Raw genomic sequence first — 20,026 nt, 5'->3', positions numbered from 1 at the left:
TTGGCGGTGAAGGCCAGAAAACCGTCCGTGGACACTACGCTGAGTTCGGGTTTGCGAGCGCTGCGCAGGGTGTGTAGGCATCGTCCGATGGTGAGGTGAACCCTGGCGTTTGTTCTCATGGCTCACAAGATTTAGGCTGTGGCCAACCTTTACACAGAAGGAAAGCCGTGATGACCTGGTCAGCCAAGCAATACACCCTGTTCGAACAACAGCGCACACGCCCCGTCCGCGATCTGGTTGCGGCCATTCCCAATACCGCTGTGCTAACCGCCGTTGACCTGGGCTGCGGCCCCGGTAATTCCACGCAAGTGTTGGCCGAGCGTTTTCCACAGGCTCACGTCACCGGCATGGACAGCTCCGACGACATGCTGGCCGACGCCCGCAAGCGCTTGCCGGCGCTGAGCTTCGAACTGGCGGACATCGGCGCGTGGGCCCCGGCACAACCCTTCGATGTGATCCTGGCGAACGCTTCCCTGCAATGGCTGCCGGACCACGCCACGCTCTACCCGCACTTGGTCAGCCAACTGACACGCGGCGGAACCCTGGCGGTGCAAACCCCGGACAACCTTGACGAGCCCGCCCATCGGCTGGCCCGTGAGGTCGCGGCCGATGGCCCATGGTCCTCCAGGATTGGTGCGGTCAAACACAATGAACGGCACTCGGCGAGCTATTACTACGAGCTGCTGAGCCAACACTGCAGCACCGTCGATGTATGGCGCACCACCTACCTGCACCCGCTGGCGGATCACGCGGCCGTGGTGGAGTGGTTCAAGGCCTCGGCATTGCGGCCGTTCCTCGCGCCGTTGAGCGACGACGAAAAAGCCGCTTTCCTGCAGGACTATCAGGCGCGGATCAGCCAGGCTTATCCGGCCCTGGCTGATGGCACCGTACTTCTGCCTTTCCCGCGCCTGTTCATCATTGCGACCCGCTAGCGCCACGCCCGCACGTGGCGGTCAGGCCGCCGCTTGGGCCTGCAAGTATTCTTGCGTCGACACCACGCTCGCATACCCAAACGCCAGCGACGCCATATACGCCCCATGCACCTGCGCCGCCGGAATCACTTGCCCGTTGAATTCCTGATCCCGCGTGGCGCAGGCGTCATGGATCAGCGTGACCTTGTAGCCCAGGTCCGCCGCCGCCCGTACCACCGCGTCGATGCACATATGGCTCATGCTGCCGACCACCACCACGTCAGTGATGCTGCGTTGCTCCAGCACCGTGCGCAGTTGGGTTTCGCGAAACGCATTCACAAAGTGTTTAAGCACCACCGGCTCACTGCCTTCGTTCAGCACCTTGGGATGCAGGTGCGCGCCTTCGGAGCCTGGGGTGAAGAACGGTGCATCGTCCGAGGTGAACTCATGACGCACATGAATCACCGCATCGCCCGCCCGGCGAAATGCCTGCAGCACCTGCGCGGCCTTGTCTGCCGCAGCCTCCACGCCGTCGAGAGGCCACTTGCCCTGGGGGAAGTAGTCGTTCTGGATATCGATTAGGATGAGCGCTTGCTTGGCCATGTGTGTTGCCTCGTGATGGGTTGATGGGGCCAGTATCTTAGCTGGCGCGCAGAGCGGGGATTGGCTGCACCGACAATAACAGGGGGAAAACTGACAATGGCCGTGGAGCGCTCGATCATCGAGCTGGGTGTGTTGATCTACCAAGGCGCGCAACTGGCGGCGGTGCATGGCTTGACCGATCTGTTCGGGGTGGCCAATCGGATTGCCGCCGCGCACCAATCCGCGCAATTGCCGCTGCTGCGGGTCAGTCATTGGCAGGTGGCGCCGGATGGCACGCCCGTGCGCATATTCGCCAGCCATCCCGGCCCAGGCCAGCCACTGATGGCCGTGCTGGTGCCACCGTCGATCGGCGAATTCACCGAGGAACAGACGCCCCCCGCGCTGCTGGATTGGCTACGTCAGCAACACGCAGCGGGCACCGTGCTCGGTGGCGTGTGCATCGGCTCGATCATGCTGGCGCGCAGTGGTCTGTTGGACGGGCGCAGCGCCACTACCCACTGGTCTTCCGCCAGCACCTTCGCTGCGCGTTACCCGGCGGTACGTCTGGAAGCGGATAAACCCATCGTCGATGACGGCGACCTGATCACCACCGCCGGGCTGATGGCGTGGTCCGAGCTGGGCCTACGCCTGGTCGACCGCCTCATGGGGCCGAGCGTTGCGGCGGACACGGCGCGCTTTTTGGTGATCGAACACAGCGACAGCGCCAGCCAGTGCGGCAGCAACTTCGCGCCGATTCTCGGGCATGGTGACGGCGCGATCCTGAAGGTCCAGCACTGGTTGCAAGCGAGCGGCGCGGTGGATGTCTCGGTGGTGGCGATGGCGCAGCAGGCGGGCCTCGAAGAGCGCACGTTCCTGCGGCGCTTTCGCGGCGCGACGGGTTTGAAACCCACTGAATATTGCCAGCACCTGCGAGTCGGCAAGGCCCGGCAAATGCTCGAATTCACCAATGGCACCATCGACCATATCGCCTGGACCGTGGGGTATCAGGACCCCAGCGCGTTTCGCGCCACGTTCAAGAAAATCACCGGCCTGGCGCCCAGCGAGTACCGCAGCCGGTTTGGCGTGTGAATCATGCAGAACGCCTCGCCGTTAATACGTCATCGTGCAGAATCAAACAGGTCAAGTGCTATCAGACTTTTGCTAACTGATTGATTTGAAAACCATCCATCAAAGATGCCTCGTCACCCGCTGCGTAGGCCAGAGCTTTATCGGCAATCACGTGTTCAGCTACTGCGGCGAGCAATACCTGGCAAGCCCGCAGTTTATCCGTGACGGTTGCGCTACAAACCCGCAAAATGCAACGATTCTGGCAAACACCCACGGCAAGGCTCAAACGCCTGTCGATACTAACCATCGTTCCAAACAGACCGGGCCTGCTCAATCTATGCGAATGCGCCTTATGTTATTGGGCGGCGGGAATGCCCTCGGGCAGGCGCTGATTCGCCTCGGTGCAGAGGAAGACATCGGTTTCCTCGCCCCCAAACCGCCCCAAGACGGCTGGGATGCCGCGAGCCTTACCCAATTGCTCGACGACACCCGTCCCGATGCGTTGATCAACCTCGCCTACTATTTCGACTGGTTCCAGGCCGAAGCGGTCAGCGAAAGCCGTCTGGCCGCCCAGGAGTCTGCGATTGAACGCCTGGCCGAACTGTGCCAGCACCACAACATCACCTTGCTGCAACCGTCCAGCTACCGCGTGTTCGATGGCTCCCGCGCCACCGCCTACAGTGAAAAGGACGAGCCGGTGCCCCTGGGCCTGCGCGGCCAGGCGTTGTGGCGTATCGAGCAGAGCGTGCGCGCCACGTGCCCGCAACATGTGTTGCTGCGCTTTGGCTGGCTGCTGGATGACAGTGTCGACGGCACCCTCGGGCGTTTCCTGGCGCGGGCCGAGAAGACTGAAGAATTGCTGATGGCCGACGACCGTCGCGGCAACCCGACGCCGGTGGACGATGCAGCGCGGGTGATCATCTCCGTGCTCAAGCAACTCGATTGCGCGGCGCCGCTGTGGGGCACTTATCACTACGCCGGTCACGAGGCGACCACGCCGTTGGCGCTGGGCCAGGCAATCCTCACCGAAGCGCGCAGCTTCCGTGCGCTGGCCATCGAAGCCCCCACCGCCCAGGCCCATGCGGCTCGGCCGGATGCCGGTGAAGAACCACAACACGCGGTGCTGGCCTGCAAGAAAATCCTGCATACCTTCGGCATCAAGCCGCGGGCGTGGCGAGCGGGGTTGCCAGCGTTGCTGGATCGGTTCTACCGCCGTAGCTGAAACACCCCAAAGCAAAATGTGGGAGGGGGCTTGCCCCCGATAGCGGTGGCTCAGTCAATGAATCTGTTGACTGACGCCGCGCTATCGGGGGCAAGCCCCCTCCCACATTGGTTTTGCGGTGTTTGTGAAATATCGCTTAGAACTTGTAGCCGATACCGACCATGTAAACGAATGGATCAACGTCAACATTGACCTTGGCGCGAGTGCCTTGGCCCAGTGCGTTGTTGTCCACGGTGGCCGTGGTGCTGATGTCGATATAACGTACCTGGCCGTTGATCATCCACTTGTCGGTGATCATGTAGTCAGCACCGATCTGTGCGGCCCAGCCCCAGGAGTTGTCGGCCTTGAAGTTGCTGAAACCGCTTTGTTTCGCGCTGCCGCTGAGGCTCTCGTCATAGATCCAGGTGTAGTTGATACCGGCACCCACATACGGTTGGAACTTCGACGCGCTGTCCAGCGGGTAGTACACGACGCTCAGGGTTGGCGGCAGTTGTTTCAGGGAGCCGAGCTTACCGTTGGCTGCGCCCACGGCGGTGCCCTTGAGCTTCACGTCATGCGAGAACGGGGAGGCCGCCAGCAGTTCGATACCCCAGTGGCTGGAGAACATGTAGGCGAAGTTCAGACCCAGTTGCGTGTCGCTGCTCAAGGTCGCTTTGCCGCCCAGGTTTTGGCCTGCCGATGGGCCCTGGTCAACTTTGACGTTGCCGCTGTCGGTATTCGGGTTCACGGTGATTGCACCGGCACGAACCAGGATGTCACCGGCCTCGTAAGCGTGGGCAACGGGGGCAGCGAGGGCGAGGGCGAAGAGGGACGCACCGAGCAGGGACTTGTTCATGGGAGCTCCAGAGGACATTTAAAGGTTGTACATCCAATGGTAAAGATCGTTCCGCTTGGTCTTTTGACGCAGCTCAATGAAAGGGTGATAAGCGCTATTCCGGTAATTCGTAGATGTAAATCTTCTCGGCGTCCATCTGATAGCCCGCGTCAGCCAACTCACTGGACGACGGTTTGACCTGCATCGCGCCCTCGATCCAATACGGCTGATACAGCTCATCGAGCTTTACGCCGACTTCGCTTTTCACATGCACGATCTGATTCGACGGCGGCGGCGGTACGTGGATGCACGCGCCGAAATACGGCACCAGCAGGAACTCGGTGGTGCGGCCTTCTTCACTGACCTCCAGCGGCACGATATAGCCCGGCAGGCGAATATGTTGGCCGTCGAGGCTCTGCACCACCGGCGCGTTGGGCAAGTCCTGCTTGGCCGCTGGTGCGGCCTCGACCGACAAGGCATCGGCCATCTTCGACAGGTCGTGCAGCGGTTTCATATTGGGGATTTCCGGCGGCGCGTCCGGCGGAATCATCTCCTGCCAGGACAAATCCTTGGGCTGATCCTCCGCCCAGGCGGGTGCGGCCAGCAGCAACAACAGGGTAAACAGGGCGCGACGCATCGAAGCCTTCCTCATAAACGTATGGACAGGCCATCGGCCAAGGATTGTCGATAGGCACGCCACGCGGGCACGCTGCCCATCAGCAGCGCCGCCGCCAGGATACCGGCGAGCAAGGTCCACTCATATTCGCTGGGCCAGGCCATCGGCAGGTCCAGGCCGTAGTTGGCCTGCAAATACCCGCGCGAAGCCGCGATGCACACGTACAGCAAACCCACGCCTGCGATCACGCCGGACAGCGCCAGGGCAAAGGCTTCGAAGATCAGCAGCGTCGCGATATGCCACGGGCGTGCGCCCACCGAGCGCAGGATCGCCATTTCGCGACGGCGCTCGTTGAGGCTGGTGAGAATCGCGGTGAGCATGCCGATCAAGCCGGTCAGCACCACGAATAGCGAGATCACAAACAATGCCTTTTCCGCAGTGCCCATCATGCTCCACAGCTCTTGCAGCGCCACGCCGGGCAGAATCGCCAGCATCGGCTCGCCGCGGAATTCATTGATCTCGCGTTGCAGGGCGAAGGTGGAAATCTTGTTGTTCAAGCCGAGCATGAAGGCGGTGATCGCTTGCGGGGTCAGGTCCATGTTGCGCGCCTGATCGGCACTGATGCGGCCTTTGCCCTGGGCCGGCACGCCGTTGTGCCAGTCGATATGGATCGCTTCCATGCCGCCGAGGCTGATATGCAGCGTGCGGTCCACCGGGGTGCCGGTGCGCTTGAGGATGCCGACCACGGTGAACGGTTTGTCATCGTGCTTGACCAGGCTGACCACCGCCACGCCGTGGGCCAGCACCAGCTTGTCGCCGAGCTTGTAGTGCAGCGCTTCGGCGACTTCGGCGCCGAGCACCACTTCGAACGGATCGGTGGCGAAGGCGCGGCCGCTGGCCAGTTCGAGGTTTTGCTTGCGGCCGTACTGGTAGTGCTCGAAGTAGGACGCGTTGGTGCCCATCACCCGGTAGCCGCGATGGGAGTCGCCGAGGGAAATCGGAATGGCCCATTTCACCTGGGGGCTGGCGGCGAAGTGTTCGTAGCTGTCCCAGCGGATGTTGTTGGTGGCGTTGCCGATGCGGAACACGGAATACAGCAGCAGGTTGACCGAGCCGGAGCGCGCGCCGACGATCAGGTCGGTGCCGCTGATGGTGCTGGCGAAACTGTTGCGCGCTTCAACGCGTACCCGCTCCACGGCCAGCAGCAGGCACACCGAAAGGGCGATGGCGAAGGCGGTGAGGATCGCGGTAAAGCGGCGGTTAGCCAGGCTGGCCATGGCTAGACGGAACAGATACATCTCAAACCTCTGCGGGCGTGGCGGCGCGATTGAGTTCGGCCAGCGACAGGTGGCGGTCGAACAGTGGGGCCAGGCTCTGGTCATGGCTGACAAACAACAGGCTGGCGCCGGCGTCGCGGCATTCGGCGAACAGCAGTTGCAGGAAGGCTTCGCGGGCGTCGTAGTCCAGGGCCGAGGTCGGCTCGTCGGCGATCACCAGCTCCGGCTGGCCGATCAGCGCACGGGCGGCGGCCACCCGTTGTTGCTGGCCGATCGACAGCGAGTCGGCGCGGCGCTCCAGCAAATCCTTGTCCTTCAGGCCCAAGTGCGCGAGCAAGCTCGCAGCGGCCTGGTCGACGCTGCCGTGGCGCTGCTTGGCCCGCTGCGCGCGCAGCTTGGAAAAGTGGCACGGCAGCTCGACGTTTTCGCGCACCGACAGGAACGGCAGCAGGTTGAACTGCTGGAAGATGTAGCCGGTGTGGTCGACACGAAAACGGTCGCGGGCACCGGCCGAGAGGTCGGTCAGTTCCTGGCCGAGCAGGCGGATACTGCCTCGGCCGGGTGTCTGCACGCCGCCCAGCAGGCCGAGCAGGGTGGTCTTGCCGCTGCCGCTGGGGCCTTTGAGAAACAGGGTCTCCCCCAGTTCCAGGCGAAACGCGGGGATGTCCAGCAACTGTGGGTGCCCGGGCCAGTTGAAGCCCAGGTCGGACAGTTCGATCAATGCGTGGCTCATGGCTACTCAGAACTTCAGGGTGGCTGCTGTGACCGTCGCTTCCACACCTTGCTGGCCGCTCGGGCCGATCAGTTGTACCTGAATTTTCTGGGTGGCGGGGAAGGTCTTGAACACTTGGCTCAGGTCGAGGTTGCTCAAGGCCGTCGGCGTGGCGCAGGTGAATTGGTAGTGGGCGTGGATTTCGCTGTGGTCGTGATGATGCTCGTGGGCAGCCACGCCTTTGCTGTCGGTGGCGTGGTCGTCATTGTCGTCGTCGTCATGCTCGACTTCGGGCTTGTCGCCGAACAGCGGGCTGTTGAGTTCCTGGGTGCTGACCACGCAACCGGCGGCCTTGGGCAGGTTGAACAGGGCCAGGGGATTTTCCAGCTGTTTGCGCACGGCGGCGACCTTGGCTTTGTCGGCGGCGCTGCTGGCCAGGTGTTCGAAACCCACCAGGTTCATCGCCGGGCTGTCCAGCTCAAGCTCCAGGGCCTGGCCGTCGAGCACCGCATTGAGACGGCCGACCCCGTGTTCATGGGCGCCGAGGCTGGCGTGCTCATGATCATGCTCGTCAGCGGCGTGGGCGATAGCCAGTGGCAGCAGGGCAAACGGCAAAGCAAGCAGCAGACGGCGCATGGGGAAGCTCCAGAACATGAAAGTTATGTTATGTAATCTTATAACAATAATGCCGAGAGTTTGACCGTCCGCTTGGCGTTGCGCAAGCCGCATGGGAGCATGCCCGTCGGAAAAATGCAGGAGTAAGGACGATGTTGCGAATTCGTGGAACCGTCGGCGACCTGCCAGTGGACTTGACCCTGGAGCTGGATGACGCTGATTGGGCGCGACTGAGCGCGCAGTTGCAGGCGACGCCCGTGGCCAGCGCGACCGCCGCGCCGGCCATTGCGGTCAAGCGCAATGATGACCTGTGGCAGAGCGCCCAGGACCTGTTGCGCGCCGCCGGCCAACTCAATGGGCTGGAATTGCTCAATCAACTCGAAGGACTGGCCGGCGATGCGGCGACAGGCAAGCGCCTGCTGGTGCGCCTGCGCCATAGCGGCCAGGTCAAGGTCAGCAGCGGCGGTGATACGCCGCTCTATACCTGGATTGATCCCTCGTAGTAGCGAGCTTGCTTGCGAAGAGCGTCAACCACAACGCGCCCATCCTGAATGAATGCGGTGTCCTTGCGTTTTTCGCGAGCAAGCTCGCTCCTACAGGGCGATTAGTACAGCGCGGCGAACAGCTTGCGGCGGTATGCGGTCACCAGTGGGTGATCATTGCCCAGCAGTTCGAACACCTGCAGCAAGGTCTTGTGCGGCAGGCCCTCGCTGTAGCTACGGTTGCGGATAAACAGCTTGAGCAAGCCTTCCAGCGCGGCGTCGTACTGCTGGCGCGCCAGTTGCTGAATGGCCAACTGATAGGCGGCTTCATCGTCCTGCGGGTTTTGCGCCAGGCGGCTTTTCAGGTCGGCGGCGTCCGGCAGGTCGGCCGCCTGGCGCAGGAAAGTGATTTGCGCCTTGGCGCCGGCGAGGGCGGCTTTGTGATCGTCGCTCTTCACGGCGTCGAGAACGGCTTGGGCTTCACCCAGTTCACCGCGTTCGGCCAGGCAGCGTGCGTACAGAATCAGCGCGGCGGCGTTGCTGTTGTCCTCGCCCAACAGCGCGACCAGCACGGTTTCAGCTTCGCTGATGCGGCCGTCGGCAAACAGCGCCTGGGCCTGCTCCAGTGGGGCCGCCGCGGCTGGCGGCGGCATCTGCACGTGAGGTTCGAGCATCGCCCGCACCGCCGACTCCGGCTGCGCCCCGGCAAACCCGTCCACCGGTTGGCCGTCCTTGAACAGCACCACTGTCGGCAGGCTCTGAATACCAAAGCGCGCAACGATGTCCTGCTCGGCCTCGCAATCGACCTTGGCCAGCAGCAACTCGCCCTGATAACTCTCGGCGATTTTCGCCAGCATCGGCATCAACGCCTTGCACGGCGCGCACCACTCGGCCCAGAAGTCCACGAGCACGGGCTTTTCGAAGGAGTTCTGGATCACCGCCTGGTCGAACGTGGCAGTGGTGGCGTCGAAGATATACGGCGTGGGCTCACTCATGGGGCGTCTCGAATAAAGCGGGAATGGGGCAACTATAAGGGCTGGCGCCGCGAATGGTACAGGCTCACCTTGCGAAACTCCCAAGGCTCCGCCAAGTCCGGCAATGTCAGCGCCTCCAGTATCGCCAGGCGCTGATAATCCGGGTGCTGAAAATCCCGTACCCGCGAATCCGCCACCAGCGCTTCACGCCCGCGCGTGAGGAACTGGTCGAGCAGCGGCAGGTTGGCGCGATCGTAGAGTACGTCGGCCACCAGGATCAGGTCGAAACGGTCGGCCTCGGCGAAAAAGTCCGCCGAATAACCCAGTTCAACCCCATTGAGTTCGGCATTCGCCCGGCAGGACGCCAACGCGAGCGGATCAAGGTCGCAGGCCACCACTTCCAACGCACCGGCTTTGACGGCGGCAATCCCGGCGACGCCGGAGCCGGCGCCAAAATCCAGCACGCGCTTGCCCGCGACCCACGTCGGGTTCGCCGCCAGGTAGCGCGCCAGTGCCAGGCCGCTGGCCCAGCAGAAACTCCAGTAGGGCGGCTCATGCAGGATGCGCCGGGTTTCTTCGGGGCTGAAGGCGCGGTCCATGTTGTCGGCGTCGAGCAGCCACAACGCCAGGTCGGTGCCCGGCAGCGGGCAGGGCACCAGGTGTGCGTCGCCGATCAGTTCGCTCAGCGCCCGTTGCAGGTCCTGCGGTGGCGTCATGGTGCTGTGACGAGTTGCAGGGGGCCGGTGGTCTGGGTGATCGCCTGGGTGATGCGCACGGCGGGCAGGTGCAGGATCAACTGGCCGGACTGGCTGGCGCGCCCGCGCAGTTCAACCCGCGCACCGGCCGGGAACGCGTCGGGGCTGAAGCGCAGGCGGAAGGCCAGGGGTTTGCCGTTGCCGCTCAGCACGCTGCTGGCGAGCAGTTGTTGCGGGCGGCTGCGGTCGTCGATCACCAACAGCGCCATCTCGACTTCGGCGCCGGCGGGCACGTTGGTCAGGCTGCCGTTGATTTCACGCTGGTAGGCCGGTAGCGGGCCGAGGTCTTCAATGCCGGGGACTTTTTTCTCTTGCGCCGGCTGAGGCTGCGGCGTCGAAGGTTTTGGGGCTTCGCTGCTGCAGGCGACCAGAAAACCGAACAAGGTGAGTAAAACGAGTGGTCGTAACTGCATGTACGGCTCCAGAAAGGACAATATCCGTGGCTTAAAAAACATGAAACATAATCGTCAGCCTATATACCGCAAAGGCTATGGCTTGTCTTGCCACGGGGATGCGCTACCATGGCCCTCCCTTTTTTTGTTGCCTGCCACCATGCACTGTCCCTTCTGCGGTGCCAACGACACCAAGGTCATTGACTCGCGTCTGGTCGCCGAGGGCGATCAAGTGCGTCGCCGGCGCGAATGCCTGGCCTCTGGCTGCGGTGAACGTTTCACCACCTTCGAAACCGCCGAACTGGTATTGCCACGTCTGATCAAATCCGACGGCAGCCGCCAGCCTTTCGACGAAGAAAAATTACGCGCCGGTATGCAGCGCGCCCTGGAAAAACGCCCGGTGAGTGTCGAGCGGCTGGAGGCGGCGCTGGCGCACATCAAGCACCAGTTGCGCGCGACCGGCGAGCGCGAGGTCAAGTCCCTGGTGGTTGGAGAGCTGGTGATGGGCGAGCTGCAAAAGCTCGACGAAGTCGCCTATATCCGTTTCGCTTCGGTGTATCGACGCTTCCAGGACCTCAATGAGTTCCGCGAAGAGATCGACCGCCTGGCCCGTGAGCCGGTCAAAAAATGAATCCACCTTCTGCTGAGCAGGCCGTCCTCGACGCCCATTACATGGCCCGCGCCCTCGAATTGGCGCGCAACGGCCTGTACACCACCCATCCCAACCCGCGTGTGGGCTGCGTGATCGTGCGTGACGGGCAGATCGTCGGCGAAGGCTGGCACGTGCGTACCGGCGAGCCCCATGCGGAAGTGCATGCCTTGCGCGCTGCCGCTGACAAAGCCCGCGGCGCCACGGCCTACGTCACCCTCGAGCCCTGCAGCCATTACGGTCACACCCCGCCGTGCGCCGATGCGCTGGTGAGTGCCGGGGTGGCGCGGGTGGTCGCGGCGATGCAGGACCCCAACCCGGACGTCGCCGGACGCGGTATGCAGCGCCTGGCCCAGGCCGGCATCGAAGTACACAGCGGTGTGCTCGAGGTGGATGCGCGGGCGCTCAATAAAGGTTTCCTCAAGCGTATGGAACACGGCCTGCCATTTGTGCGGGTCAAGCTGGCGATGAGCCTGGACGGCCGCACCGCGATGGCCAGTGGCGAGAGCCAATGGATCACCGGCCCCGCCGCCCGCGCCGCCGTGCAGCGCCTGCGCGCCGAGGCCAGCGTGGTGCTGACCGGCGCCGACACCGTGCTGGCCGATGGCGCTCGGCTGACCGTGCGCGCCGCCGAACTCGGCCTGGACGCGCAAACCACCGCCCTGGCCATGTCGCGTCCGCCGCTGCGTGTGCTGATCGACGGGCGCCTGCGGGTGCCGCTCAATGCGCCGTTCTTCAAGGCCGGCCCGGCGCTGGTGATTACCTGCGTCACGGCGGAAAACCAGTTTCCCCGTGGCCCCGAGTGCCTGGTGGTGCCCGGTGTCGATGGCCAGGTCGACCTGCGCTCGGCGCTGGTGGCGTTGGCGGCCCGTGGTGTCAACGACGTGCTGGTGGAAGCCGGCCCAAGCCTGGCGGGCGCGTTCGCCCAGCAGGGCCTGGTGGACGAATACGTAATTTTCGTCGCCGGCAAGTTCCTCGGCTCTGCGGCCCGGCCTTTGCTGGACTGGCCGCTTGAGAAACTGGCCGACGCGCCCCAACTCAAGATCACTGAAATGCGCGCTGTGGGCGATGACTGGCGAGTCACTGCCATCCCTGTGCCAGCAGCGAGCGTATAATTCTGACCGGGCGCTCAAGCGCCCGCCCCGTTTTCCAGGAGAAGGCCATGTTCACCGGCATTATCGAATCCATCGGCAGCATCCGTGCCATGACCCCCAAGGGCGGCGACGTGCGCCTGCTGGTTGACACCGGCAAGCTCGACCTGGGCGACGTCAAGCTGGGCGACAGCATCGCCGTCAGCGGCGTCTGCCTGACTGTCGTCGACTTGCCGGGCAACGGCTTTGCCGCCGATGTCAGCCGGGAAACCCTGGACTGCACGGCGATGAGCGATCTTGCGGCCGGCAGCCCGGTCAACCTAGAAAAAGCCCTGACCCCGACCACGCGCCTGGGCGGTCACCTGGTCAGCGGCCACGTCGACGGCGTCGGCGAAGTGGTGGCCCGCAGCGAAAACGCCCGCGCTGTCGAGTTCCGCATCCGTGCGCCCAAGGCGCTGGCCAAGTACATCGCCCATAAAGGCTCGATCACCGTCGATGGCACCAGCCTGACCGTGAACGCCGTGGACGGCGCCGAATTCGCACTGACCATCATTCCCCACACCCTGAGCGAAACCATCATGGCGTCGTACCAGCCAGGTCGCCGGGTGAACCTGGAAGTCGACTTGCTTGCCCGTTACCTGGAGCGCCTGCTTATGGGCGATAAGGCCGCAGAGTCTGACTCTCGACAAAAGCCTGCCGGGAACATCACCGAAAGTTTTTTGGCCGCTAATGGCTACCTGAAATCCTGACCAAGGGGGTGCCCTGTGGCGCTCAATAGCATCGAAGAACTGGTTGAAGACATCCGCCAAGGCAAGATGGTCATCCTGATGGATGACGAAGACCGTGAGAACGAAGGCGACATCATCATGGCCGCCGAGGCGTGCAAACCCGAGCACATCAACTTCATGGCCAAGCACGCCCGTGGGTTGATCTGCATGCCCATGAGCCGCGAGCGCTGCGAGTTGCTCAAGCTGCCGCTGATGTCGCCGCGCAACGGTTCCGGGTTCGGCACCAAGTTCACCGTGTCGATCGAGGCCACCACGGGCGTCACCACCGGGATCTCCGCCGCCGACCGTGCGCGCACCGTGCAAGCCGCTGCGGCGAAAGACGCCAAGGCCGAAGACATCGTCAGCCCGGGCCACATCTTCCCGCTGATGGCCCAACCGGGCGGCACCCTGGCCCGTGCCGGCCACACCGAAGCCGCCTGCGACCTGGCGCGCATGGCCGGTTTCGAGCCGAGCGGGGTGATCTGCGAAGTGATGAACGACGACGGCACCATGGCCCGTCGTAGCGAGCTCGAAACCTTTGCCGGCGAACACAACCTGAAGATCGGCACGATTGCCGACCTGATTCACTACCGGATGATCCACGAACGTACCGTTCAGCGGATTGCCGAGCAGCCGCTGGACAGCGAACTGGGCCAATTCAACTTGGTGACCTACCGTGATTCGGTGGAAGGCGACGTCCACATGGCGCTGACCCTGGGCACCATCTGCGCCGACGAACCGACCCTGGTGCGCGTCCACAACATGGACCCGCTGCGCGACCTGTTGATGGTCAAGCAACCGGGGCGCTGGAGCCTGCGCGCCGCGATGGCTGCGGTGTCCGAGGCCGGCAGTGGGGTGGTGCTGTTGCTGGGTAACCAGGTGGATGGCGACGTCTTGCTCGCGCATATTCGCGAGTCTGCCGAGCAAACCCAGGTCAAAACGCCGACCACCTACAGCATCGTCGGCGCCGGTTCGCAGATCCTGCGCGACCTTGGCGTGCGCAAAATGCGCCTGATGAGCGCACCGATGAAATTTAATGCGATATCCGGTTTCGACCTGGAAGTTGTAGAATACGTGCCCTCCGAATAAAGGCTGGCGATTGTTGCGCCTTGTTCGCGGTTAAATCATCACTGAGGGACGCACTTTTAGCGTCCCGGCTCTTTAAGAGATTTGTCGAATGACCCTGAAGACCATCGAAGGTACCTTCATTGCCCCCAAAGGCCGCTATGCCCTGGTGGTTGGCCGCTTCAACAGCTTCGTGGTTGAAAGCCTGGTAAGCGGTGCCGTGGACGCCCTGGTTCGCCACGGTGTGAGCGAGAGCGACATCACCATCATCCGTGCCCCTGGCGCCTTCGAAATTCCACTGGTTGCGCAAAAAGTTGCGCAACGCGGTGAATACGCGGCGATCGTCGCCCTGGGCGCGGTCATTCGTGGCGGCACGCCGCACTTCGAATACGTGGCTGGCGAATGCACCAAGGGCCTGGCCCAGGTGTCCATGGAGTTCGGCGTACCGGTTGCTTTCGGCGTGCTGACCGTGGATTCGATCGAACAAGCCATCGAACGTTCCGGCACCAAGGCCGGTAACAAAGGTGCTGAAGCTGCCCTGTCCGCCCTGGAAATGGTCAGCCTGCTGGCGCAGTTGGAGGCCAAGTGATTTCCGACGAGAGCGATCGTTTCAACCCGCGCGACGAGCGTCCGGCGGACGCCGGTAAGCCATCGAAAAGCGAAAAGCGCCGTGCTGCCCGTCAGCTCGCCACCCAGGCGCTGTACCAGCGTCACATGGCCGGCACTTCGCTGAACGAGATCGAAGCGCAATTTCGCGTCGACAATGACTTCGCCTTCGCCGACCAGAGTTACTTCCACGACATCCTGCACGGTGTTCCGGCCAACCTGACCGAGATCGACGCTGCATTGACCCCGTGTCTGGACCTGACTATCGAAGAGCTGGACCCGGTTGAACTGGCCGTACTGCGCCTGTCTACCTGGGAACTGCTCAAGCGCGTCGACGTGCCGTACCGCGTGGTGATCAACGAAGGTATCGAACTGGCGAAAGTCTATGGTTCGACCGACGGTCACAAGTTCGTCAACGGCGTGCTCGACAAGCTGGCCCCGCGCCTGCGTGAAGCCGAAGTGAAGGCGTACAAGCGCTAACCTGCGCTTGAGTCCTGAATGGGCGAGTTTGAGCTGATCCGCAAATACTTCGCCGCCGCGCCCTGTGCGCAGGGCGGCGAGGGCATTGCCCTGGGGATCGGCGATGACTGCGCCTTGCTGGCGCTCCCCGCTGGGGAGCAGTTGGCAATCTCCACCGATACCTTAGTGGCCGGCGTGCATTTTGCCGACCCCTGTGATCCGTTCCTGCTCGGCCAGCGCTCGCTGGCCGTGGCAGTGAGCGATCTGGCCGCCATGGGCGCCCACCCTGTCGCATTTACCCTGGCCCTCACCACCCCCACCGTCGATGCCGACTGGCTGCAACGCTATGCCCAGGGTTTGAACGCCATGGCGCAGAACTGCGGCGTGGGCCTGGTCGGCGGCGATACCACGCGCGGGCCGCTGAGCCTGACCATGACTGTGTTCGGCCGCGTACCGGCCGGCCAGGCGCTGACCCGCAGCGGTGCGCGGCCGGGTGACTTGCTGTGTGTGGGCGGGGAATTGGGCAACGCGGCGGGCGCGCTGCCGTTGGTGTTGGGCCAGCGCAGCGCCGAGGCCAGCATTGCCGATCCGCTGTTGGCGCATTACTGGTCGCCGCAACCGCAGCTGGCCTTGGGGGTGGCCCTTCGGGGCAAGGCGACGTCTGCGATGGATATCTCCGACGGGTTATTGGCCGATTGTGGGCATATCGCCAAAGCATCGGCTGTCAGCCTGCTTGTCGAGCGTCAGGCGCTGCCGTTGTCCCAGGCTTTGCTCGCGTTTGTCGGCGATGACGCGGCGCGGGTGGCGGCCTTGAGTGGGGGCGACGACTACGTGTTGGTGTTCACCTTGCCGCCGGCCGAGCTCGCGCCGTTGCTGGCGGACGGCTGGCCGGTGCATGTGATCGGTCGGGTCGAGGCGGGGCAGGGCGTGACACTGCTCGACGCGAACGGGCACGACATCACCCCGGCCATTCGCGGCTATCAGCATTTTCGCGAGACATCCTGAGCCAGTGTTCTGGCTTGCATAGAACCGAGACGAAGGCCAATCGAACCGATTGATCTTTATCAGTGATAATTCAGCTTAAGCGTCTGTAGGAACGTGCTGTTACAATGCGTGCCTCTGTGAAATCTGAAATCAGGAGCACACGGTGCCCGTCGTTTTCGTCGCTGCTTCCAAGCTGCCTACCCCTTTTGCCTCGTTCACCATGCATGGCTTCCTCGAAGGCGCCAACGGGCGCGAGCACGTTGTGCTCACCCTGGGCGATATCGCCGATGGCGCGCCGGTGCTTGGTCGCATTCACTCCGAGTGCCTGACCGGTGACGCGCTGTTCAGTCAGCGCTGCGACTGCGGTTCGCAACTGGAAGCCGCGATGCGCGCCATCGCCCATGAAGGCCGTGGCGTCTTGCTGTACTTGCGCCAGGAAGGTCGTGGCATTGGCCTGCTGAACAAAATCCGCGCCTATGAGTTGCAGGATGGCGGCGCCGACACCGTTGAAGCCAACGAGCGCCTGGGCTTTGCCGCTGACCAGCGTGACTACGGCATCTGCCTGCCGATGCTGGAGCACCTGGGCGTGAAATCCCTGCGCCTGATGACCAACAACCCGCGCAAGGTCAAAGCCTTGACCGAGATGGGCATCACCGTCGCCGAGCGCGTGCCGCTGCACACCGGGCACAACCCGCACAACAAGCTCTACCTGGCGACCAAAGCCAGCAAGCTCGACCACATGATGGGCAACGAGCATCAGGGCGAGGTCGACCGCGCGTGACCCGAGGCCAGGTGAAACGGCGATTGACCTTCAATTGGTGGCAATACCTGGCGCTCGCGTTGCTGCCTTTGTTCGTGATCAACCTGTTGTTCGGTCGGGCCGAGCCGCTGTTGCCGGTGCTGGCCATGCCGTTCTTCATTGCCGGCGTGGCCTCGATGTTTCTCAGCCTGCGGTATTTCCATGGCTATAAACATGCGTTGATCGCCACGTCCAAAGCCCTCGATACCGCCGAGGAGCCGGCAGCCTGGCTCACCCTTGCCGCCCGTCGCCGCATGGCCTTGCTGATTGCTGCCGTGCCGGCCTGGATTGGCGCGCTGGCGGTGTTTGTCGGCCTGGAAGCGGTGCCGTTGTTTCTGCTCGTGCTGTCGACCCTGGTGTTGTTTTACCTTTACCGCATCCCGCGTCAGTTGGGATGAGGCTTCGCTGGCTGGCGGTCCTGCTGCTGGCGTTCGGTGCCCAGGTGCTGGCGGTCGAGCGGGTGGTCAGCCTGGCGCCGTCGCTGTCGGAAATCGTGGTTGAACTGGGCGCTGCCGACCTGCTGGTGGGCGTGCTCGATGGCGGCGATCGGCCGGTGGCACTGGCGAAGGTGGCGTCGGTAGGCCGCTACGGGCAATTGAATATCGAGCGTTTGCTCAGCCTCAAGCCCGACTTGATCCTGCTCTGGCCCGGCAGTATCGGCCCGGCGCAACGTGAACAGTTGCAGCGCCTGAATATCCCCGTCTATGTCGCCGAACCCCATAACCTCGAACAACTGACCCAGCAGGTCCAGGCCATCGCCGAGCAACTGGGGCGCGCCGACGCCGGCCGGCAATTGTCTACGCAGTTGCGCCAGCGCCTGGCCGAGTTGCGCCAGCGCTATCAGCGTGCCGAGCCCTTGCGGGTGTTTTACCAGGTGTGGAGCCCGCCGCTGTACACCGTGGGCGGTGGGCAGATCATCAGCGATGCGCTGAGTGTGTGCGGCGCACGCAATGTGTTCGACGACCTCACGCTGCCCGCGCCGCAGGTCAGCATCGAGTCGGTGTTGCAGCGCAATCCCGAGGTGATTCTGGCGGCGGATCAGCCGCAGTTGGATGCCTGGAAAGCTTGGCCGCAGGTGGCGGCGGTGGCGCAGGGGCGGTTGCTGTTGGTGCCGGATAAAGGCCTGGAGCGGCCGAGTGGGCAGATGCTGGAGGCGTTGGCGCGGTTGTGTCAGGTGATTGCGCCGAACCGCTGAGGCAATCGCAGGCAAACCGACGTTTCGATCAGAGCGCCGGCGTCCAGGTCACCCCAACCTTCCACACCCGGCCTTCTTCCCGATAGTCCTGATTGTTCAGGAACGCCGGATCGTCATAGCTGTAACGCGCCCGTGCGTAAGTCTTGTCCAGCAGGTTATCGACGTTCAGCGACAGCGCCACCTCCCGACTTACCGCCCAACTGCTGCGCAGCCCGAGCAAGGCATAACCGCTCAGGCGATTGCGATTGGCTTCGTCGTCGTAGCTGCTGCTGATCGCCTGCCAGCTCGCGCCCACGCCGAGTTGATCGAATTGCCGATCCAGGTCCAGGCTTAGGGTGCGTCGCGCGCGGCGGGCCAGGGTGTGGCCGCTGTCGCGGTCACGCGGGTCGATGAACGAGACGCCCAGGTTGCCCTGCCAGCCGAACAGCTCGTGCTTGAGCGCGGCTTCAAAGCCATTGATCCGCGCCGCTGCGACGTTTTGCGGTTTGCCGCCGTCGAGGATGATCGCGTCGCTCAAGTCGGTGCGGTACAGCGAGGCTTCCAGGCGCGTGTGGTCGCCGAGTTGGCTGCGCCATTGCAGTTCGTAACTCTTCGATGTCTCGGGCTGAAGGTTGGGGTTGCTTTTGCTGTACTGCGTTTCCGGGTAATAGAGGTCATTGAAGGTCGGCGCGCGGAAGCCTTCGCTGTAGCTGAGCAGCACATCATTGTCGGGATTGATCGGCACGGTGAGGGTGCCGCTCCAGCTGTTCTGGCTGCCAAACTGTTGGTTCTGATCATGGCGCAGGCCCAGTTCGGTGGAAAACCATGCGCTGTGGAACCGATGCTGCACAAACGCGGCGCGGTTCCAGCGGCTGTTTTCGGTGAAGGTGGTGGAGCCGTGGAAGCGGTCTTCGTACCAGTCGCCGCCGAGGATCAGGCTGTTGCGGTCATTCAGCGTCAGGTCGTTCTGCCAGTTGAGCGAGTCGCGGTAGGTGTTGAACACACTGAACTCATCGCTGAGCGTATCGCGCTTGGTATCGCGGTTCTCGCTGTGGCCCAGCTCCAGGCGCGATTGCCAGCGCTCGGTGAGGCTGGCGTCGACATAGCCGCTGGCGCTGCTCACGGCGTAGTCGGTGTAGGGTTTCTGGCCGAAGCTGACGTCGTACTCCGACTTGCCGCGGCTATCCAACAGATTGAAACCGGCTTCGAATTCGTCACTGAAGCTGTGGCTGAGGTTCAGGCTGACGGACTGGTTGCGGTAGGCATCATGGTCGCCATCGCTGGGAAACGAGGTGCGCGTCGAGTTGATGCCGGCGGTTTCATCCAGGCTCGCGCCCAGGTTGAAGCGCGTGTGTTCGTCGCCGCCGGACAGCCCGAGGCTGCGTTCCCAGCTCTGGTGGCTACCGAAGCCCAGCTTCAGGCGCGGCTGCAGGCCCTGTTCGGCATTGCGCCGGGTGAACACCTGGATCACCCCGCCTATCGCATCGCTGCCGTAGATCACCGAGCGCGAGCCGCGCAGCACTTCGACCCGTTCGATCTGATCGACGTTGAGGTACTGCAGGCCGCTGTCGCCGGAGGTGGTATTGGCGATGCGCTGGCCGTCCACCAGCACCAGGCTTTGCGCGGACTTGGTGCCGCGTATATAGATGCCCGGCAAACTGCCACGGCCTCCAGTGGGCGCCACTTGCACGCCGGGCACGCGGCTGAGCAGGTCGGTCAGGCTGGTGGGTTGCAGGCGGTCGATGTCGTCGCGGGTAAAGACGGTGTTGGCGGCGCTGCTGTCGTTGCGCGCCTGGACCTGGCGGTTGGCGCTGATGACCACGTCGGGGAGTTTCAGCGCGTCGTCGCGGGAGTCGGCGAGCAGGTCGTGGGCTGGCAGAAGCAGCAAGGGCAGGACAAAGCGAAGGTGATTCATGGCTGTCCACAGCGTTGAAAGTTGGCACAAAACCAATGTGGGAGGGGGCTTGCCCCCGATAGCGGTGTACCAGTTAACGTATCTGTCACTGACCCAC

The 20,026-nt window shown here is 63.4% G+C and carries 25 protein-coding genes; 14 read left to right on the top strand and 11 right to left on the bottom strand.

What is annotated here, in order from left to right; all coding sequences use genetic code 11:
- The first annotated feature begins 170 nt into the window (after positions 1-170).
- Positions 171-932 carry a trans-aconitate 2-methyltransferase gene (tam, locus tag U5A08_RS26380; RefSeq protein WP_253399578.1) on the top strand — a complete coding sequence of 254 codons (762 nt, stop codon included), beginning with the start codon at positions 171-173 and terminating at the stop codon, positions 930-932.
- A 21-nt stretch (positions 933-953) separates the two neighbouring features.
- Here the strand turns inward: tam and U5A08_RS26375 are convergent, their stop codons facing one another.
- Entirely contained in the window at positions 954-1,514 is a 561-nt protein-coding gene (locus tag U5A08_RS26375) for a cysteine hydrolase family protein (RefSeq protein WP_253399577.1), read from the bottom strand.
- A gap of 96 nt (positions 1,515-1,610) precedes the next feature.
- Between U5A08_RS26375 and U5A08_RS26370 the strand changes: the two genes are divergently transcribed.
- Positions 1,611-2,582: a GlxA family transcriptional regulator gene (locus U5A08_RS26370; protein ID WP_253399576.1), complete on the top strand. Its 972-nt coding sequence runs from the start codon at positions 1,611-1,613 to the stop codon at positions 2,580-2,582.
- Between the two features lie 61 nt (positions 2,583-2,643).
- On the opposite strand, the gene U5A08_RS26365 is transcribed toward U5A08_RS26370, so the two are convergent.
- The gene (locus U5A08_RS26365; RefSeq protein ID WP_253399575.1) at positions 2,644-2,847 is read right to left on the bottom strand and encodes a hypothetical protein; all 204 of its coding nucleotides are present in this window, start codon (positions 2,845-2,847) and stop codon (positions 2,644-2,646) included.
- Between the two features lie 51 nt (positions 2,848-2,898).
- On the opposite strand from U5A08_RS26365, the gene U5A08_RS26360 reads away from it, so the two are divergent.
- The gene (locus tag U5A08_RS26360) at positions 2,899-3,783 is read left to right on the top strand and encodes a sugar nucleotide-binding protein (protein WP_253399574.1); all 885 of its coding nucleotides are present in this window, start codon (positions 2,899-2,901) and stop codon (positions 3,781-3,783) included.
- Positions 3,784-3,919: 136 nt separating this feature from the next.
- Here U5A08_RS26360 and U5A08_RS26355 read toward each other — a convergent pair whose 3' ends face one another.
- The 5 genes from U5A08_RS26355 to U5A08_RS26335 all read right to left on the bottom strand — a co-directional run bounded on the left by U5A08_RS26355 (position 3,920) and on the right by U5A08_RS26335 (position 7,838).
- Entirely contained in the window at positions 3,920-4,618 is a 699-nt protein-coding gene (locus tag U5A08_RS26355; RefSeq protein WP_321849161.1) for an OmpW/AlkL family protein, read from the bottom strand.
- 94 nt (positions 4,619-4,712) lie between these two features.
- The gene (locus U5A08_RS26350; RefSeq protein ID WP_253399572.1) at positions 4,713-5,234 is read right to left on the bottom strand and encodes a DUF3299 domain-containing protein; all 522 of its coding nucleotides are present in this window, start codon (positions 5,232-5,234) and stop codon (positions 4,713-4,715) included.
- Between the two features lie 11 nt (positions 5,235-5,245).
- Positions 5,246-6,511 carry an ABC transporter permease gene (locus U5A08_RS26345; protein ID WP_253399571.1) on the bottom strand — a complete coding sequence of 422 codons (1,266 nt, stop codon included), beginning with the start codon at positions 6,509-6,511 and terminating at the stop codon, positions 5,246-5,248.
- Position 6,512: 1 nt separating this feature from the next.
- Complete coding sequence (locus U5A08_RS26340; RefSeq protein ID WP_253399570.1) at positions 6,513-7,223, bottom strand: ABC transporter ATP-binding protein; 711 nt, start codon at positions 7,221-7,223, stop codon at positions 6,513-6,515.
- A 6-nt stretch (positions 7,224-7,229) separates the two neighbouring features.
- A complete protein-coding gene (locus U5A08_RS26335) occupies positions 7,230-7,838 on the bottom strand; it encodes a DUF2796 domain-containing protein (protein WP_253399569.1) in 609 nt (202 codons plus the stop codon).
- Positions 7,839-7,969: 131 nt separating this feature from the next.
- Between U5A08_RS26335 and U5A08_RS26330 the strand changes: the two genes are divergently transcribed.
- On the top strand, positions 7,970-8,320 hold the full coding sequence (locus tag U5A08_RS26330) for a hypothetical protein (RefSeq protein ID WP_321849160.1): 351 nt from the start codon (positions 7,970-7,972) through the stop codon (positions 8,318-8,320).
- Between the two features lie 101 nt (positions 8,321-8,421).
- Here U5A08_RS26330 and trxA read toward each other — a convergent pair whose 3' ends face one another.
- The 3 genes from trxA to U5A08_RS26315 are packed head-to-tail and all read right to left on the bottom strand — an operon-like array spanning position 8,422 to position 10,441.
- Positions 8,422-9,294, bottom strand: coding sequence for a thioredoxin (gene trxA / locus U5A08_RS26325; RefSeq protein ID WP_321849158.1), 873 nt, complete (start codon positions 9,292-9,294; stop codon positions 8,422-8,424).
- A 32-nt stretch (positions 9,295-9,326) separates the two neighbouring features.
- A complete protein-coding gene (locus tag U5A08_RS26320) occupies positions 9,327-9,989 on the bottom strand; it encodes a class I SAM-dependent methyltransferase (protein ID WP_253399556.1) in 663 nt (220 codons plus the stop codon).
- A complete protein-coding gene (locus tag U5A08_RS26315) occupies positions 9,986-10,441 on the bottom strand; it encodes a YbaY family lipoprotein (RefSeq protein WP_253399554.1) in 456 nt (151 codons plus the stop codon). Before U5A08_RS26315 ends, U5A08_RS26320 begins: the two co-directional genes overlap by 4 nt.
- Before the next feature lie 139 nt (positions 10,442-10,580).
- On the opposite strand from U5A08_RS26315, the gene nrdR reads away from it, so the two are divergent.
- The 10 genes from nrdR to U5A08_RS26265 all read left to right on the top strand — a co-directional run bounded on the left by nrdR (position 10,581) and on the right by U5A08_RS26265 (position 18,035).
- Positions 10,581-11,051, top strand: a complete 471-nt coding sequence (gene nrdR, locus U5A08_RS26310; RefSeq protein ID WP_253399552.1) for a transcriptional regulator NrdR — start codon at positions 10,581-10,583, stop codon at positions 11,049-11,051.
- On the top strand, positions 11,048-12,184 hold the full coding sequence (ribD, locus tag U5A08_RS26305) for a bifunctional diaminohydroxyphosphoribosylaminopyrimidine deaminase/5-amino-6-(5-phosphoribosylamino)uracil reductase RibD (RefSeq protein ID WP_321849155.1): 1,137 nt from the start codon (positions 11,048-11,050) through the stop codon (positions 12,182-12,184). The genes nrdR and ribD overlap by 4 nt, the downstream gene beginning before the upstream one ends.
- Before the next feature lie 47 nt (positions 12,185-12,231).
- A complete protein-coding gene (locus U5A08_RS26300) occupies positions 12,232-12,909 on the top strand; it encodes a riboflavin synthase (protein ID WP_321849154.1) in 678 nt (225 codons plus the stop codon).
- Positions 12,910-12,924: 15 nt separating this feature from the next.
- Positions 12,925-14,016: a bifunctional 3,4-dihydroxy-2-butanone-4-phosphate synthase/GTP cyclohydrolase II gene (gene ribBA, locus U5A08_RS26295; protein WP_321849153.1), complete on the top strand. Its 1,092-nt coding sequence runs from the start codon at positions 12,925-12,927 to the stop codon at positions 14,014-14,016.
- Between the two features lie 88 nt (positions 14,017-14,104).
- A complete protein-coding gene (gene ribH, locus U5A08_RS26290; RefSeq protein WP_017849577.1) occupies positions 14,105-14,581 on the top strand; it encodes a 6,7-dimethyl-8-ribityllumazine synthase in 477 nt (158 codons plus the stop codon).
- Positions 14,578-15,078, top strand: coding sequence for a transcription antitermination factor NusB (gene nusB / locus U5A08_RS26285; RefSeq protein WP_247408426.1), 501 nt, complete (start codon positions 14,578-14,580; stop codon positions 15,076-15,078). The genes ribH and nusB overlap by 4 nt, the downstream gene beginning before the upstream one ends.
- A gap of 18 nt (positions 15,079-15,096) precedes the next feature.
- Positions 15,097-16,062 (top strand): thiamine-phosphate kinase, encoded by a 966-nt coding sequence (gene thiL, locus U5A08_RS26280; RefSeq protein ID WP_321849151.1) that lies wholly within the window; start codon positions 15,097-15,099, stop codon positions 16,060-16,062.
- Positions 16,063-16,204: 142 nt separating this feature from the next.
- Positions 16,205-16,822: a GTP cyclohydrolase II gene (gene ribA / locus U5A08_RS26275; RefSeq protein ID WP_247408202.1), complete on the top strand. Its 618-nt coding sequence runs from the start codon at positions 16,205-16,207 to the stop codon at positions 16,820-16,822.
- Complete coding sequence (locus U5A08_RS26270; RefSeq protein WP_247408200.1) at positions 16,819-17,238, top strand: MFS transporter; 420 nt, start codon at positions 16,819-16,821, stop codon at positions 17,236-17,238. The genes ribA and U5A08_RS26270 overlap by 4 nt, the downstream gene beginning before the upstream one ends.
- Entirely contained in the window at positions 17,235-18,035 is an 801-nt protein-coding gene (locus tag U5A08_RS26265; protein ID WP_321849148.1) for a cobalamin-binding protein, read from the top strand. Before U5A08_RS26270 ends, U5A08_RS26265 begins: the two co-directional genes overlap by 4 nt.
- Before the next feature lie 28 nt (positions 18,036-18,063).
- On the opposite strand, the gene U5A08_RS26260 is transcribed toward U5A08_RS26265, so the two are convergent.
- Positions 18,064-19,929 carry a TonB-dependent receptor domain-containing protein gene (locus U5A08_RS26260; RefSeq protein ID WP_321849147.1) on the bottom strand — a complete coding sequence of 622 codons (1,866 nt, stop codon included), beginning with the start codon at positions 19,927-19,929 and terminating at the stop codon, positions 18,064-18,066.
- Positions 19,930-20,026: the final 97 nt, after the last annotated feature.

Origin of the sequence: Pseudomonas paraveronii (genome assembly GCF_963681955.1) — a bacterium.
In the GTDB taxonomy this organism is placed as follows: Bacteria; Pseudomonadota; Gammaproteobacteria; order Pseudomonadales; family Pseudomonadaceae; genus Aquipseudomonas; species Aquipseudomonas paraveronii.
Note: the sequence above shows the minus strand (reverse complement) of the source record. Positions and strands in the feature narration are given on the sequence as shown.

Bases quoted from the DNA above. Each gene is read 5' to 3' on its own strand.
- tam (WP_253399578.1), top strand. From the start codon at position 171: ATGACCTGGTCAGCCAAGCAATACACCCTGTTCGAACAACAGCGCACA.
- U5A08_RS26375 (WP_253399577.1), bottom strand. From the start codon at position 1,514: ATGGCCAAGCAAGCGCTCATCCTAATCGATATCCAGAACGACTACTTC.
- U5A08_RS26370 (WP_253399576.1), top strand. From the start codon at position 1,611: ATGGCCGTGGAGCGCTCGATCATCGAGCTGGGTGTGTTGATCTACCAA.
- U5A08_RS26360 (WP_253399574.1), top strand. From the start codon at position 2,899: ATGCGAATGCGCCTTATGTTATTGGGCGGCGGGAATGCCCTCGGGCAG.
- U5A08_RS26355 (WP_321849161.1), bottom strand. From the start codon at position 4,618: ATGAACAAGTCCCTGCTCGGTGCGTCCCTCTTCGCCCTCGCCCTCGCT.
- U5A08_RS26350 (WP_253399572.1), bottom strand. From the start codon at position 5,234: ATGCGTCGCGCCCTGTTTACCCTGTTGTTGCTGCTGGCCGCACCCGCC.
- U5A08_RS26345 (WP_253399571.1), bottom strand. From the start codon at position 6,511: ATGTATCTGTTCCGTCTAGCCATGGCCAGCCTGGCTAACCGCCGCTTT.
- U5A08_RS26340 (WP_253399570.1), bottom strand. From the start codon at position 7,223: ATGAGCCACGCATTGATCGAACTGTCCGACCTGGGCTTCAACTGGCCC.
- U5A08_RS26335 (WP_253399569.1), bottom strand. From the start codon at position 7,838: ATGCGCCGTCTGCTGCTTGCTTTGCCGTTTGCCCTGCTGCCACTGGCT.
- U5A08_RS26330 (WP_321849160.1), top strand. From the start codon at position 7,970: ATGTTGCGAATTCGTGGAACCGTCGGCGACCTGCCAGTGGACTTGACC.
- trxA (WP_321849158.1), bottom strand. From the start codon at position 9,294: ATGAGTGAGCCCACGCCGTATATCTTCGACGCCACCACTGCCACGTTC.
- U5A08_RS26320 (WP_253399556.1), bottom strand. From the start codon at position 9,989: ATGACGCCACCGCAGGACCTGCAACGGGCGCTGAGCGAACTGATCGGC.
- U5A08_RS26315 (WP_253399554.1), bottom strand. From the start codon at position 10,441: ATGCAGTTACGACCACTCGTTTTACTCACCTTGTTCGGTTTTCTGGTC.
- nrdR (WP_253399552.1), top strand. From the start codon at position 10,581: ATGCACTGTCCCTTCTGCGGTGCCAACGACACCAAGGTCATTGACTCG.
- ribD (WP_321849155.1), top strand. From the start codon at position 11,048: ATGAATCCACCTTCTGCTGAGCAGGCCGTCCTCGACGCCCATTACATG.
- U5A08_RS26300 (WP_321849154.1), top strand. From the start codon at position 12,232: ATGTTCACCGGCATTATCGAATCCATCGGCAGCATCCGTGCCATGACC.
- ribH (WP_017849577.1), top strand. From the start codon at position 14,105: ATGACCCTGAAGACCATCGAAGGTACCTTCATTGCCCCCAAAGGCCGC.
- thiL (WP_321849151.1), top strand. From the start codon at position 15,097: ATGGGCGAGTTTGAGCTGATCCGCAAATACTTCGCCGCCGCGCCCTGT.
- U5A08_RS26265 (WP_321849148.1), top strand. From the start codon at position 17,235: ATGAGGCTTCGCTGGCTGGCGGTCCTGCTGCTGGCGTTCGGTGCCCAG.
- U5A08_RS26260 (WP_321849147.1), bottom strand. From the start codon at position 19,929: ATGAATCACCTTCGCTTTGTCCTGCCCTTGCTGCTTCTGCCAGCCCAC.